This window comes from Ureibacillus acetophenoni (genome assembly GCF_900220965.1).
In the GTDB taxonomy this organism is placed as follows: domain Bacteria; phylum Bacillota; class Bacilli; order Bacillales_A; family Planococcaceae; genus Ureibacillus; species Ureibacillus acetophenoni.
Genome location: NZ_OBQC01000005.1, coordinates 172,122 through 186,432, shown reverse-complemented (window position 1 = coordinate 186,432; position 14,311 = coordinate 172,122). Strand labels below are relative to the sequence as shown.

Sequence of the window (14,311 nt, the reverse complement as noted above, 5' to 3'; positions counted from 1 at the left end):
TCAAAAATTTAGGTAGTTATACAAGGAGTGGAAAAATGGCTGACGAAAATGTAATTCCGGACCCAGGTGCCTTTGTTAAAATGACAGAGAGAGTATGGGATTATTTAACGAGCGAAAAATTGTGGAATTTTATTATTGAAGCTTCAATTAAAATCCTTGCAATATTAATCGTTTCGTATCTAGTAATCTTTATAGGCAAACGAATTATTAAACGTGTGTTCTCATTAAAGGTGAAAACCATTCATCATTCTGAACGACGACAAACAACAATTGTAAAATTGTTACAAAGTGTTTTATCTTATGTTGTATACTTCACAGCAATAATTACAATTCTTTCAGCACTAGGAATAGAAATCATGGGGCTATTAGCAGGGGCTGGGATTGCCGGCTTGGCTATTGGTTTTGGTGCTCAAAGTTTAGTGAAAGACATCATTACGGGGTTTTTCATAATATTAGAGGACCAGTTTGGCGTTGGAGACTATGTTAGATTAAGTACAGCAAATATAGCAGAAGGAACAGTTGTAGAAATTGGACTTAGAACAACGAAAATTTTAGGAACGACGGGAGAGCAATTTATTATTCCGAATGGTCAAATTACAGATGTTATTAACTTTTCCGTTAACAATTCAAAAGCAATCATTGATATGCAAGTAGGATTAGAAGCAGATATTGAACAGGTAGAAAAATTAGTGAGTAATTACTTGAAAAAGTTGCCGGAACAATTTGAAGAGTTAGTAGGTGTTCCATCCTTCCTAGGAGTTCAGAATGTTGTAGGAACAGAAGTGACTATCCGTATTATTGCAGAAACAAAACCTTTACAACATTATGCAATAGCAAGGGTTATTCGACGAGATGTGAAGGATATTTTAGATAAAAATGGAATCCCTATGGCATATCCTAAAATGATGCTATATGATCGAGGGAGAGGAAATTCAGAGTCAGGAGGAGAAAATGCATAATGGAAGCAAAATCTTTTGATTTAAATGATGTTGTTGAAATGAAAAAGCAACATCCATGTGGTACAAATGCATGGAAGGTTATCCGTATGGGTGCAGATATCCGTATTAAGTGTGAAGGTTGTGGTCATAGTGTACTCATTCCTCGCCGAGAATTTGAGAAAAAAATGAAGAAAGTGATAGTAAAATCTAATTCAGAACAATAACCTAACAGTATTAAATATAAACGAATTAGACTTTTGCTCTACTTATCAATATAATAGACACTGGAAAAAACGAGTATATTAAGTTACGTAATTTAGAAAGGTCGTGTCAATGTAATGTCACTTACAGCAGGGATTGTAGGGCTACCGAACGTTGGGAAGTCTACATTATTTAATGCTATAACAAAAGCAGGTGCTTTAGCTGCAAACTATCCATTCGCAACAATTGATCCTAACGTAGGAGTAGTAGAAGTTCCCGATGCACGTTTAGATAAACTAACTGAATTAGTTATTCCAAAGAAGACTGTACCAACAGGATTTGAATTTACGGATATCGCGGGAATTGTAAAAGGTGCTTCAAAAGGTGAAGGATTAGGAAATAAATTCTTGTCTCACATTCGTGAAGTAGATGCAATTTGCCAAGTTGTACGTTGTTTTGAAGACGAAAATATTACACATGTTTCTGGATCAGTTAACCCAATTGATGACATCGAAGTAATCAATTTAGAACTAATCTTAGCGGATATGGAATCCGTTGAAAAACGTCTTCAACGTGTAAGCAAAATGGCAAAGCAAAAAGATAAAGAAGCATTAGTAGAAGAACCAATTCTTATTAAGATAAAAGAAGCGTTAGAAAATGAAAAGCCAGCACGCTCTGTTGAAGTATCAGAAGATGAACTAAAAGTAATCAAAGGGCTTCATTTATTAACAATTAAGCCAATGCTATATGTAGCGAACGTTTCTGAAGACGAAGTTGCTGATGCAGAGAATAATAAATATGTGCAACAAGTTAAAGAATACGCTCAAGCAGAAGGAGCACGTGTTATTACGATTTGTGCAAAAATTGAAGAAGAAATTTCTGAATTAGACAATGATGAAAAAGCAATGTTCCTACAAGAATTAGGAATTGAAGAATCAGGTTTAGACCAACTGATTCGTGCTTCTTATGATTTATTAGGACTAGCAACATACTTTACTGCAGGTGTACAAGAGGTTCGTGCATGGACATTCCGTAAAGGAATGAAAGCTCCACAATGTGCGGGTATTATTCACACTGATTTTGAGCGCGGATTTATTCGAGCAGAAACAGTTTCTTATGATGATTTAGTAGAAGCTGGGTCTATGCAAGCTGCAAAAGAAGCTGGAAAAGTAAGACTAGAGGGTAAAGAATACGTTGTACAAGACGGAGACATTATGTTATTCCGCTTTAATGTTTAGAATAAATAGAATTCAACTGCTATCATATTGGTAGCAGTTTTTTTAATTTAAACATAAAAGGGGAATGTAGAATGTTTACGGAAGAAGAGATTAGAAAGATTAAAGAACTATCTGAAAAGATGGAAATCGCAAAAACAATTTTACCAGAAGTGCTAGAGATTATTTATGAGAAAAAATTATTTAAAGTTTTTACACCAGATGCACTGGGAGGATTAGAGCTACCTTTAGTAGATGGGTTGAAACTTTTTCAGCAGGCAGGTGCAATCGATGGAAATGTTGGATGGGCAGTCACAATAGGCTCTGGTGGAAATATGTTCATACCACTTTTTGAAACGGAAGTTTGCAAGGATCGTTTTATACATAAAGAAGCTGTGATTGCTGGAAGCGGGAAGTTTGGAGTCGCAAGTAGAGTAGATGGTGGTTATGTAATATCAGGTGAATGGAAATATTGTAGTGGGGCTGACTACGCAACTTTATTTACAATGAATTGTAAAATAGAGGAAAGCGAGGAAATTGTAACTTGTAGCGTTCCACGTGAAACAGTTGAAATTATTCCAGACTGGAACGCAATGGGATTAAAAGCTACATCTAGCCATACGATGAAAGTAGATCAAATATTAGTGAAAGATATAGATACGTTCAAGTTTGATTTATTCCGCAATGAGTACGAATTACCTGTACATCGCTTTCCATTTAATTCATTTGCAGAAGCTTCATTTTTCTCTTTATGTTTAGGATTAATGGAACAATTTATAGATGAGGCAGATGTCTCTTTAAATCGAAAAAGTGATGTACTATCTACTGAACGCTACGAGTTGGTAAAACTTAATTTGAATGAAATTCAGTCAAAACTGCAACTTATTGAAGAAAGCTTCTACAAGTTAGTCGCTAAACTTTGGGAAAGCCACGTTTCGGGGGAAGTGTTACTTGAAGAAGAATTAAATGAATTAACTTCATATTGTAAGGATCAATCTAGCGAGTTATTGTTATATGCCCATAAACTAATTCGTTATTATGGTATGGGAGCAGTTATTGAAACAACTTCTTTAAACCGCGCGTGGCGTAATTTATGTACAGCTAGCCAACATGTATTTTTAACACCTTAACATAAATAAAACTACACACTCTACAGTAACTTTTAGTAGTCACATCCAGTGTGTAGTTTTTAATTATTTGGATATATATATAATTTGGGTAACTCAGGATCGTCTTTTACTAAACTATTGTTAGGGAACTTTTTTAACTCGTTATACATATAAAAGTCACCAACTGCTCCAGCTATTAAGAATGCTCCAAGGATTACGATTAAATACGAATCTACATAAAAACCGATTATAGTAGGTAAAACACCTGTCGTCCAAAAAGGAAGCATTAATGCTTTTCTCATGATGTGATTTTCTAATGGTTTAGTCGTTGTCGCATAAGCAACACCTAGTTTGAGATTTACTCCATAATCTAGCTCTTTAATCTTCACTTTACCGAACAAAACAAAACCAATTAAATGGAAAATTTCATGTAGGGCAATTAATAATACATAACCAATTACAAACACTATAAAAGTCCAAAAGGTAATAGATAGTGAGAACCTTTGATGGATAAGATTATTAATAATGATAAAAAGAATAGTTAACCATAAAGTAGCCCAAAGATTTGCTCTAGCCATTTTCTTCATATCTAATTCAATAATATGAGGATTTGATAGCTCATTCACAACTTCCACCTCCTATTGTTTTATTATAACTAAATTTAATAGTGAATGGGATTCGATATTCTCTCTTGCAAGAAAATATGTTCTATGTTACAATTCGTAGATGTGAGTAAATAAAATTATTCACTCCTTGCTCCCTAAAATTAGGTGAGCCAAAGTCCATAAGGAGGTGCAAAATAAAGATGAGAAAGTATGAATTAATGTACATCATTCGCCCAAACATTGAAGACGAAGCTAAAAAAGCTGTTGTAGATCGCTTAACTGACGCTTTAACTTCAAATGGTGCAGAAATCATCGAAGCAAAAGAGTGGGGTAAACGCCGCTTAGCTTACGAAATCAACGACTTACGCGAAGGTTACTACCAAATCGTGAAAGTAAACGCTGGTAACGAAGCTATCGATGAGTACACTCGTATTGCTAACATTACTGAAGACGTTATTCGTCACATCGCAGTTCGTTTAGACGCTTAATAATTATTGAAATATACAAAAATGCTGAAAAAAGGAGGTTGTATAAGATGATTAACCGTGTCGTTTTAGTTGGAAGACTAACGAAAGATCCAGAGTTACGCTATACACCAAGTGGCATTCCAATGACTCGTTTTACAGTTGCTGTAAACCGAACATTTTCTAGCCAATCAGGTGAACGTGAAGCGGATTTCATTGGCTGTATCGCTTGGAGAAAACAAGCTGAAAACTTAGCAAACTTTATGAGAAAAGGAAGTTTGATTGGAGTTGAAGGGCGTATTCAGACAGGCAGTTTTGAAGGCCAAGACGGAAAACGCGTTTATACAACAGATGTAGTTGCAGACTCAGTACAGTTCTTAGAACCTCGTAGTGGAGGTGCAGGTGCACCGCAACAACAGTATGGAGCGCAGCCATCATACGGCAATCAACCTGGATATGGTACAAGCCAACCGCAATTTGGTAACCAACCACAACAGGATCCGTTTGCTTCTTATCAACAACCTCAAAACCAGCAAAATTATACAAGAATGGATGAGGATCCATTTGCTTCAAGCAAAGGACCAATTGAAGTCTCTGAAGATGACTTACCATTCTAATTCAATCACTAGTGTAGGACGAAATACGCTAGTTAAAAACTTATAAAGGAGGAGAAAGTAAATGGCACAACGTCGCGGAGGCCGCAAACGCCGTAAAGTTTGTTACTTCACTTCAAACAACATTACTACAATCGATTATAAAGATGTTGATTTACTTAAAAAGTTCATCTCTGAACGTGGAAAAATTCTTCCTCGTCGCGTAACTGGTACAAGTGCAAAATACCAACGTAAATTAACTACAGCTATTAAACGTGCTCGTATTATGGCACTTCTTCCATTCGTAGCTGAAGATAAATAAGATGTAAACAAAGCACATCAAAGTGTAAAAACTTTGGTGTGTTTTTTTTGTTGCCAAAAAATTATAAAAACCCTTTAAGTAATATTTATAGTAAAGTAGACTAATTCAACATCAATTCAATCTATTTTTTTAGTCAAAAATACCTACGTAAGTAAAGTTTCATTACTAAAACGCTCTGACTTTATCAAATTAGTACCATTGATTTAGTAAAAATGATATGTAACAATTGTTAATATTAGATAATATTTGTATACAAATTTTAAAGAAACGGAGTAGGAGTAGTGAAGAAAGGTTTTTCATTTAAAAGTATAAGGATGAAAATTCTATTTGGGTTTTCATTAGTTATATTATTAATCGTATTATACGGTGTTTATAATTATTCAGTAATCGTTAAGAGTAATGAGGAAGCGCGTAATATCGTAGAAAAAGAGCTTCCAGTTATGATTGCAAACCAGGAAATGGCTACAACAATCGCGAATCGAATTTCAACAGCCCGTGGATATGTTCTATTTGGTGGTGACTATAAAGACCGATTCAATGAATATACAGAACAGGGAAAACAACTAGAAGCAACAATTCGAGAAATAGGTGCTTCTGAAGAATTTGATGAATTAATTAAAAAGACTGTAGATTGGCGTACGTACGTCGCAAGTGATGTCTTTGAGGAGTATGAAAAGGGGAATATTGATTTAGCTAGAGAAAACTTAGCTAGTAAAGATACGGTAGTACGGGAACTTTTAGCTGGGTATGATCAATTGGCCAAGGAAAGTAGAGATTCTATAATTGCAGCTGAGGCAGCAGTCATTGAGAATGGCGAACGTACATTGTTTATATCTACGATTGTTCCTATATTGGTAATTGTAGTTAGTTTAGCTGCAGCGTATATTACTTCCAACATCATTACAAGACCTATAATAAAAGTTATGGACCGTATGAAGTTAATAGCATCAGGTGATCTAAGTAATGAGCCGTTAGAAGTTAAATCACAAGACGAAGTAGGACAACTTGTTGATGCAACGAACGACATGAATAATAGTATTCGTGAATTATTAACAGAAATAAACGTTGTTTCAGGTTCAATAACAGGTCAAAGTGAAGAATTAAGTCAATCTGCAGATGAAGTAAATTCCGGTTCGGAACAAATCGCTGCTACTATGCAGGAATTAGCTGCTGGTACAGAATCAGAAGCAAGAACTGCCAGTGAATTAGCTACCCTTATGGGTTCATTTTCAACATCCATTCAAAATGCAAATACAATGGGGGAAGCTGTTCAGGATTCTTCAAATGAGGTTATTCGAATGACTGGTGAAGGTAGTCAATTAATGAAGTCTTCGAATGAGCAGATGAATAAGATTGACCAAATCGTTCAAGAGTCCGTTCAAAAGGTACAAGGCTTAGACGTTAAAGCGCAAGAAATCACGAAATTGATTTCTGTTATTCACGAAATTGCAGATCAAACGAATCTCTTAGCTCTAAATGCTGCAATTGAAGCAGCACGAGCGGGAGAACATGGTAAAAGCTTCGCGGTAGTAGCTGATGAAGTAAGAAAACTGGCAGAACAAGTATCTAGATCTATCACAGATATTACTGAAATAGTAACTGGTATTCAAAATGAAACAAGTTTAGTTACATCGGCTTTACAAGAAGGATATAAAGAAGTTTTACTAGGAACAACTCAAATAGAAACTACAGAGAAAACATTTGCTGGCATAAACTCAAGTATCTTAGAGATGGCTAATACTATTAATACTGTTTCAGAGAATTTAGCTAGCATTACAACAGACAGTGAAAAAATGAATAGTTATATTTCAGAAATTGCTGCTATATCAGAAGAATCAGCAGCGGGCGTAGAACAAACTTCTGCATCAACTCAACAAATTAGTAGCTCAATGGATGAAATATCTAACAGCGCAAATGATCTGTCACAGTTGGCTGAAAAACTTAATGAATTAGTTCATAAATTTAAGCTGTAGTTGAAGAAAAAAAGAGATATGTATTTGTAGCTACATAAGGTAAATAAATCTATTCCGAAAAAGAAGAGACCCCAATATAGTCGAATATGCGACTATTTGGAGTCTTTTTTCATTTTAAGGTGATGCTATATATAATATTTAACATAGGGATATATAATACTTTGGTACATTTTCTCACCAAAATCCTAATGCCCGCATTTTTGTCCAATAGTAGAAAAAGTGATACAATATACGAATGAATATATATCTGAACTTAATAAAAGGAAGGTTTTAAATGCCGAATAATAAAACTAAGGGGCTTGCTCAAGGTGCAATGATGGTTGCCCTATTTGTAGTATTAATCGCAGTTGCATTATACGTGCCTCTTGTAAGCATTATTGCTACATTATTTGCACCATTGCCACTCGCTTGGTATAGCGCAAATTATGACCGAAATCAATCAATATTTGTTGCTATTATTGCTTGCTTTCTAACTTTCTTTATAGGTGGATTGCTTATACTACCTTTCTCTTTGATCTTTGCATCAATAGGGGTTGTCATAGGGATTTCATTAAAACTGAAGAAAAGCAAATTATTTATTTTAATGTCAACAGGTCTGACGGTTTTAATTACTTTTGCAATTGATTATTTAATAACTTTAAAGTTGTTTGAATTCGACTTTATTGAACAGTCTATGCAAATGATGCGTACTAGTTATGAGCAATCTTTGAAACTTACGCAAAGTATGACAGGACAATCTGCATTGACAGAAGAAACTCTAGATTTATTTTTTGTTACATTGGAAACAACAATTCCTGCATCAGTTACATTAGCTGCATTTGCATTAGCGTTTATTATCATTTCGATTAACTTACCAATTTTAAGAAGACTAGGTGTAGTCGTACCAAAATTTAGTGCATTAAAGGATTTAAGACTTCCGCGCTCTATTCTTTGGTATTACTTAATTGTATTGTCTATTAGTTTATTTTTAAAACCTGAAATTGGTACAACACTATATGTTATTTGTTTAAACCTAAATATGATTTTATGGGTATTACTAACAATTCAAGGTCTTTCATTTATCCTGTATCTATTAGATAAAAAAATCAAAGTAACTAACTTTTTAAAAGTTCTTGTTATCCTATTGGCAATTCCTTTATATAACTTTGTTATCTTAGTTGGAATAGTGGATTTAGGTTTCGACATTCGCTCGCTAGTGAAAGATAAGATTCAGAAGTAAGGAGCTGATCACATGGATACTTATAAGAAAAGACCGATACGACATCCACTTCTGTATTTATCGATCATTGGATTACTAGCAGTAATTTTATTACTCACTTGGAATATTTGGATTGGAATTATCGTCGCAATAGTTATGGCGATTGGCATTGTCTATGCATGGACAGTTGAAAAGAAAACATTTGAAAACATAGAAAAATATATTGAATCCCTATCACATCGGTTGAAAAAAGTAGGCGAAGAAGCCCTATTAGAAATGCCGATAGGGATATTACTTATTAACGATAAATATCACATTGAATGGGCAAATCCATTTATGCTAAACATTCTTAATGTAGATAGCCTGTTAGGAGAAGAAGTTTTCTCACTGTCAGATGATTTACGTCAATTACTAAAGACAGATGAAAAACACGAATTCATTGTTTCAATTGGTGAGAGAAAATATCAAGTCATCTATAAACAAACAGAAAGACTGTTATATTTCTTTGATGTTACTGAACAATTACAAATTGAAAAAAAATATTATGCAGATCGTACAGTGATCGCAATATTATTTATCGATAACTATGATGAAATTACACAAGGAATGGATGACCAAACGAGAAGTTTAACGAATACATTAGTTACTTCGATTATTAATGAATGGGCAGCTACATATGGAATATATGTTAAACGAATCTCTTCAGATCGATTTTTAGCTATTCTAAATGAATCCATCTTAAGTGAAATTGAAAAAGGGAAATTTGCTATTTTAGATGACATACGTGAAAAAACGTCACAAAAAAATCTTTCATTAACATTAAGTATTGGTGTTGGAGCAGGTTCCTCATCACTTATTAAACTAGGCGAACTAGCACAGTCAAGCTTGGATTTAGTATTAGGCCGTGGAGGAGATCAAATTGCGATTAAGCAACCTAATGGTAAATTGAAGTTCTACGGTGGAAAGACAAATCCAGTTGAGAAGCGAACTCGTGTAAGAGCAAGAGTGATTTCCCATGCCTTGCAAGATCTTATTCAGGAAAGTGACCAAGTGTTTATTATGGGGCATAAAAATCCTGATATGGATTCCATTGGTGCGAGTATGGGAGTCCGTAAGATGGTTGAAAAAAACAAAGTCAAAGGCTACATTATTGTAAATTTTGATGAGTTAAATGGTAGTGTGAGTCGCTTATTTAATGAGATTGAAAAAAGCCCCGAAGTCTATGAGAATTTTATATCACCTGAAGAAGCAAGAGCAAAAATGACTGAAAAATCGTTATTAGTCGTGGTCGATACGCATAAACCAAGTCTAGTGATTGATGAAAACCTTGTTAAAGACTGTGAAAAAGTTGTAATTATCGACCATCATCGCAGAGGGGAAGATTTTATATCAAATCCAACCCTTGTCTATATGGAACCATATGCTTCCTCAACGTGTGAACTAGTAACAGAGCTATTAGAATACCAGCCAGAAAATAATAGAATATCGAAACTTGAGGCAACTGCGCTTCTTTCTGGTATTATTGTTGATACTAAAAGCTTTACTCTTCGAACTGGAGCAAGAACATTTGAAGCTGCATCCTATTTAAGAACATATGGTGCAGATACAGTTTTAGTTCAACGTTTACTAAAAGAGGATGTAAACACATATATCGAACGATCAAAAATAATTCAAACTGTTGAATTTGTGTACCCTGGAATGGCTATAGCTCACGGTGAAGAAAGTCGATTCTATGATACAGTACTCATTGCACAAACAGCAGATATCCTACTTGCCATGAAGGATGTATCTGCATCATTTGTTATTGCACATCGTCCTGATGGTTTAATAGGGATTAGTGCAAGATCACTTGGAGAAATTAACGTTCAGCTAATAATGGAGAAACTTGGAGGCGGCGGGCATTTAACGAATGCGGCTTGCCAGATTGAAGTTGAAACGATTACTGAAGCGATTCAGTTATTGAAAAAAGCAATTATTGAGTTATATGAAGGGAGTAATGAGGAATGAAAGTAGTTTTTTTGAAGGATGTTAAAGGAAAAGGGAAAAAAGGCGAAGTAAAAAACGTGGCAGATGGTTATGCACAAAACTTCTTAATTAAAAACGGCTATGCGGTAGAAGCTTCTAAACAAGCTTTAAGCCAATTAGAAGGTCAGAAGAAATTAGAGGAAAAAAATGCTGCAGCTGAATTACAAGCAGCAAAAGATTTAAAAGAAAAATTAGAGCAGCTGACAGTGGAAATTAAAGCGAAGTCTGGTGAAGGTGGAAAATTATTTGGTTCAGTATCAACGAAGCAAATTGCAGACGCACTTCAAAAAGCACATGGTATTAAAATTGATAAACGTAAAATGGAAGGCGAAGGAATTCGCTCATTAGGTTATTCAAATATCCCAGTTAAACTTCACCAAGAAGTAAAAGCAACTTTAAAAGTACACGTAACAGAAGAAGCGTAAGGAGAGAATGGTATGACTGATACCATGATGGATCGGATTCCGCCTCACAATCATGAAGCAGAGCAGTCTGTATTAGGTGCAATCTTTTTAGATCCAACTGCATTAATTACTGCCTCTGAGATATTAATTCCGCAAGATTTTTATCGGATTAGTCATCAAATGATTTTCCAAACGATGCTTGATTTAAGCGATCAAGGAAAACCAATTGATTTAGTTACGTTAACAGAAGAATTATCTAGTAAAAAAGAGCTTGAAGATGTTGGTGGACTTTCCTATTTAGCAGAACTTGCAAATGCTGTACCAACAGCTGCAAACGTTGGTCATTATGCAAAAATCGTAGAAGAAAAGTCCATTCTACGTCGTCTAATCCGTGTTGCTACAAGTATTGTTGAAGATGGCTACACGAGAGAAGATGAAGTAGAAGCACTGCTTTCTGAAGCTGAAAAAAAGGTCATGGAAGTTGCTTCTCGTAAAAACGCGGGAGACTTCAAACATATTAAAGATGTACTCGTAAATACGTACGATAATATTGAACAGCTTCAAAATAGAAAAGGTGATGTTACAGGAATTCCTACAGGGTTTAAAGATTTAGATAAAATGACTGCTGGGTTCCAACGTAACGATTTAATTATTGTTGCTGCCCGACCATCCGTAGGGAAAACGGCATTTGCCCTTAACATTGCGCAAAATGTTGCTATAAGAGCCGGTGAAAATGTAGCTATTTTCTCACTTGAAATGGGAGCCGAACAGTTAGTTATGCGTTTACTCTGCGCGGAAGGAAATATTGATGCCCAAGCTTTACGTACAGGTGCTTTAAGCACAGAAGACTGGGGTAAGTTAACAATGGCTATGGGTAGCTTATCGAATTCAGGGATTTTTATCGATGATACGCCAGGGGTACGAGTTAGTGAATTAAGAGCAAAATGTCGACGTCTCGCACAAGAGCACGGCCTTGGGATGATATTAATTGACTACCTACAGTTAATCCAAGGAAGTGGAAAACCAGGAGAAAACCGTCAACAAGAGGTATCCGAAATTTCACGATCACTAAAAGCATTAGCCCGTGAATTGAAAGTACCTGTTATTGCTTTATCTCAGTTATCACGTGGTGTTGAACAAAGGCAAGATAAACGTCCAATGATGAGTGATATTCGTGAATCGGGAAGTATTGAGCAAGATGCGGATATCGTTGCCTTCCTTTATCGTGATGACTACTATGATAAAGAAAGTGAAAACAAAAATATGATTGAAATCATCATTGCTAAGCAACGTAACGGTCCAACAGGTACTGTTACCCTTGCATTTAAAAAAGAGTTTAATAAATTTATTAATATTGATTGGTCGCAACATCCTGGTGGCGAGCCTATGAGAGAATAATAAACAAAGTTAATAGAAACACGAACATTTCTAATTTAGTATATTAGTATGTTCGTGTTTTTTTACGTTCTTCATTGACTACGATAGTAATCATTGTTACAATGTTTGTGTTTGATAAAAGTTAATAAATGGGTTGAATAAAACGAATTATGATATTTGATATTAGGTATATATAAAGGGCGCAAATTTGCGTCTACGGAGGTGCTCATATGACATCTGTAGTAGTTGTTGGAACACAATGGGGAGACGAGGGTAAAGGAAAAATAACAGACTTCCTATCTAAAAAAGCAGACGTAATTGCACGTTTCTCAGGTGGAGATAACGCTGGCCATACGATTAAAATAGGCGGAGAAACTTATAAACTGCACTTAATTCCGTCGGGTATTTTTTATAAAGAAAAAACGTCCGTAATGGGTAACGGAATGGTCATTAATCCTAAATCCCTTATGAATGAATTAAAAGGTTTACAAGACCGTGGCATTGATACATCCAATTTACGAATCTCAAATCGAGCGCAAGTTATACTTCCATATCATATCTATCAAGATAAAGTAGATGAAGAATCTCGTGGTGACCAAAAAATTGGTACAACCATTAAAGGTATTGGTCCATGTTATCAAGATAAAATTGCGCGTATCGGTATTCGAATAGCTGATCTTTTAGAGCGTGAAGTATTTGAACAAAAACTTCGTGAGAACTTAGAAAAGAAAAACCGTCTTTTTGAAAAGTATTATGAAGTGGAAGGATTAAAATTTGAAGATATCTTCGAAGAATACTATGGTTACGGACAAGAGCTAGCAAAATACGTGACTGATACTTCAAAAGTTTTAAATGACGTATTAGATGATGGTGGACGCGTTCTATTCGAAGGTGCGCAAGGCGTAATGTTAGATGTTGACCATGGAACTTATCCATTCGTTACTTCTTCAAATCCAGTTGCAGGTGGTGTAACAACTGGTACGGGTATTGGACCTTCTCACGTTTCTCGTGTTGTTGGGGTTTGTAAAGCATATACATCTCGCGTTGGAGATGGACCATTCCCAACAGAGTTATTTGATGAAATGGGTCATCACATTCGTGAAGTAGGTCGTGAATATGGTACAACTACTGGACGTCCTCGCCGTGTTGGATGGTTTGACTCAGTTGTAGTTCGCCATTCTCGCCGTGTGAGTGGTATCACAGATTTAGCACTAAACTCTATAGACGTATTATCAGGCTTAGATACAGTTAAAATCTGTACTGCCTATGAATATAATGGAGAAATTATTACTGAATATCCGGCTAGCTTACATGTACTTGAGGCATGTAAACCAGTGTATGAAGAACTACCTGGTTGGTCAGAAGATATAACAAGCGTTCGTACTTTAGAAGAACTACCAGAAAATGCACAAAAATATGTTGAACGCATCGTTGAACTAACAGGTATTAACTTAATGACCTTCTCAGTAGGACCTGCTCGTGAGCAAACCAACGTGGTAAGTCCTATTTGGGATTAAAAATTAACTGTTTATACTTAAATATTTATAAGCAGTCTACACCTTATTCGTTCTGCACCGAAAGCTTGCGACAGGTGCAAACTAACGTGGTAAGAGAAATTTGGATATAAGCAACTTTAACTCCTTAGGAAGACTTTCTTAAGGAGTTTTTATTTTAACCACGTTAGTTCTGTGCGAAAGAGAAGCGACAGCAACAAACCAATGTGGTAAGTCCTATATGGGATTAAAAATTAACTGTTTATACTTAAATTTTTATAAGCAGTCTACACCTTATTCGTTCTGCACCGAAAGCTTGCGACAGGTGCAAACTAACGTGGTAAGAGAAATTTGGAAATAAGCAACTTTAACTCCTTAGGAAGACTTTCTTAAGG

Annotated in this window: 14 protein-coding genes; 13 read left to right on the top strand and 1 reads right to left on the bottom strand. The window is 35.4% G+C overall.

Annotated features, from left to right (window positions below; all coding sequences use genetic code 11):
• Positions 1 to 35 precede the first annotated feature (35 nt).
• The 4 genes from CRO45_RS09285 to CRO45_RS09270 all read left to right on the top strand — a co-directional run bounded on the left by CRO45_RS09285 (position 36) and on the right by CRO45_RS09270 (position 3,483).
• Positions 36 to 959 carry a mechanosensitive ion channel family protein gene (locus CRO45_RS09285; protein WP_097149379.1) on the top strand — a complete coding sequence of 308 codons (924 nt, stop codon included), beginning with the start codon at positions 36 to 38 and terminating at the stop codon, positions 957 to 959.
• Positions 959 to 1,162 carry a DUF951 domain-containing protein gene (locus CRO45_RS09280; RefSeq protein WP_097149378.1) on the top strand — a complete coding sequence of 68 codons (204 nt, stop codon included), beginning with the start codon at positions 959 to 961 and terminating at the stop codon, positions 1,160 to 1,162. Before CRO45_RS09285 ends, CRO45_RS09280 begins: the two co-directional genes overlap by 1 nt.
• Positions 1,163 to 1,276: 114 nt before the next feature.
• Positions 1,277 to 2,377 carry a redox-regulated ATPase YchF gene (ychF, locus tag CRO45_RS09275; RefSeq protein ID WP_097149377.1) on the top strand — a complete coding sequence of 367 codons (1,101 nt, stop codon included), beginning with the start codon at positions 1,277 to 1,279 and terminating at the stop codon, positions 2,375 to 2,377.
• A 71-nt stretch (positions 2,378 to 2,448) separates the two neighbouring features.
• A complete protein-coding gene (locus CRO45_RS09270) occupies positions 2,449 to 3,483 on the top strand; it encodes an acyl-CoA dehydrogenase family protein (RefSeq protein WP_097149376.1) in 1,035 nt (344 codons plus the stop codon).
• A gap of 59 nt (positions 3,484 to 3,542) precedes the next feature.
• Here CRO45_RS09270 and CRO45_RS09265 read toward each other — a convergent pair whose 3' ends face one another.
• Entirely contained in the window at positions 3,543 to 4,088 is a 546-nt protein-coding gene (locus CRO45_RS09265) for a DUF3267 domain-containing protein (RefSeq protein ID WP_235864562.1), read from the bottom strand.
• Between the two features lie 179 nt (positions 4,089 to 4,267).
• Here CRO45_RS09265 and rpsF point away from each other — a divergent pair, with 179 nt between their 5' ends.
• From rpsF to CRO45_RS09220, 9 genes are all read left to right on the top strand, one after another.
• On the top strand, positions 4,268 to 4,555 hold the full coding sequence (rpsF, locus tag CRO45_RS09260) for a 30S ribosomal protein S6 (protein ID WP_097149375.1): 288 nt from the start codon (positions 4,268 to 4,270) through the stop codon (positions 4,553 to 4,555).
• Positions 4,556 to 4,602: 47 nt separating this feature from the next.
• Positions 4,603 to 5,148, top strand: coding sequence for a single-stranded DNA-binding protein (gene ssb, locus CRO45_RS09255; RefSeq protein WP_097149374.1), 546 nt, complete (start codon positions 4,603 to 4,605; stop codon positions 5,146 to 5,148).
• A 61-nt stretch (positions 5,149 to 5,209) separates the two neighbouring features.
• Positions 5,210 to 5,446, top strand: coding sequence for a 30S ribosomal protein S18 (gene rpsR, locus CRO45_RS09250; RefSeq protein WP_097149373.1), 237 nt, complete (start codon positions 5,210 to 5,212; stop codon positions 5,444 to 5,446).
• 281 nt (positions 5,447 to 5,727) lie between these two features.
• Entirely contained in the window at positions 5,728 to 7,419 is a 1,692-nt protein-coding gene (locus CRO45_RS09245; RefSeq protein WP_235864561.1) for a methyl-accepting chemotaxis protein, read from the top strand.
• Between the two features lie 274 nt (positions 7,420 to 7,693).
• Positions 7,694 to 8,638 (top strand): YybS family protein, encoded by a 945-nt coding sequence (locus CRO45_RS09240; protein WP_097149372.1) that lies wholly within the window; start codon positions 7,694 to 7,696, stop codon positions 8,636 to 8,638.
• A gap of 12 nt (positions 8,639 to 8,650) precedes the next feature.
• Positions 8,651 to 10,624 (top strand): DHH family phosphoesterase, encoded by a 1,974-nt coding sequence (locus tag CRO45_RS09235; RefSeq protein ID WP_097149371.1) that lies wholly within the window; start codon positions 8,651 to 8,653, stop codon positions 10,622 to 10,624.
• Positions 10,621 to 11,067: a 50S ribosomal protein L9 gene (rplI, locus tag CRO45_RS09230; RefSeq protein WP_097149370.1), complete on the top strand. Its 447-nt coding sequence runs from the start codon at positions 10,621 to 10,623 to the stop codon at positions 11,065 to 11,067. The genes CRO45_RS09235 and rplI overlap by 4 nt, the downstream gene beginning before the upstream one ends.
• 12 nt (positions 11,068 to 11,079) lie before the next feature.
• Complete coding sequence (dnaB, locus tag CRO45_RS09225) at positions 11,080 to 12,444, top strand: replicative DNA helicase (protein ID WP_097149369.1); 1,365 nt, start codon at positions 11,080 to 11,082, stop codon at positions 12,442 to 12,444.
• 209 nt (positions 12,445 to 12,653) lie between these two features.
• Positions 12,654 to 13,940: an adenylosuccinate synthase gene (locus CRO45_RS09220; RefSeq protein ID WP_097149368.1), complete on the top strand. Its 1,287-nt coding sequence runs from the start codon at positions 12,654 to 12,656 to the stop codon at positions 13,938 to 13,940.
• Positions 13,941 to 14,311 lie beyond the last annotated feature (371 nt).